This window comes from Streptomyces sp. AC627_RSS907 (assembly GCF_019049165.1).
Map to the genome: position 1 here is coordinate 1 of NZ_JAGMUE010000376.1, position 603 is coordinate 603.

The window sequence follows — 603 nt, forward strand, 5'->3', positions numbered from 1 at the left end:
TAGTACGGGCCGGCGAAGCCGACCTGGCGCTTGCGCAGGTCGTTGATGGTGTAGGTGCCGACGTAGTAGTCGATCTGGCCGTTCTGCAACGCCGTCTCGCGGTTGGCGGAGGCGACGGTGCGGAAGCTGACACGCCGCGGGTCGAAGCCGAGCGAGGCGGCCATCATCTTGGCGATCTCGATGTCGAACCCGCTGTAGCGGCCGGTCGCCGGGTCCTTCTCGCCCACGTACGGCTGGTCCTCCTTGGCGCCGACCACCAGGTGCCCGCGGCGCTTGGCCTTGCGCCAGGTCGCGGACTCCGGGAGGTCGAAGCCCTGGACGACGCGGTAGTGCGGCAGCGCCTCGGGGCGTGGTCCCTTGGCCGGTGGGCTGCCCTCCTTGCCGCAGCCGGCCGTCGCCAGGGCCAGGGCCGCGAGCAGGGCGACGGCGAGCGCGCGCCGCCGCCGGGCCGGGCGCGGGGTGGCGCGCGGGGACGGGGGCTGGTTCGGCGACGGGTCCGGGGGAAGCTCGCGCATGTCGGTGCCCGCCCGCTCAGTGCTTGAGGATCTTGGAGAGGAAGTCCTTGGCGCGCTCGCTGCGGGGCGCGCTGAAGAACTCCTCGGG

1 protein-coding gene is annotated in these 603 nt (G+C 73.1%); it reads right to left on the bottom strand.

Annotated elements, in window-relative coordinates:
* Positions 1 to 515 (bottom strand): transporter substrate-binding domain-containing protein (locus tag KUM32_RS35975; RefSeq protein WP_217146117.1); only part of this gene is annotated, 515 nt, incomplete at its 3' end.
* Between the last annotated feature and the right edge of the window lie 88 nt (positions 516 to 603).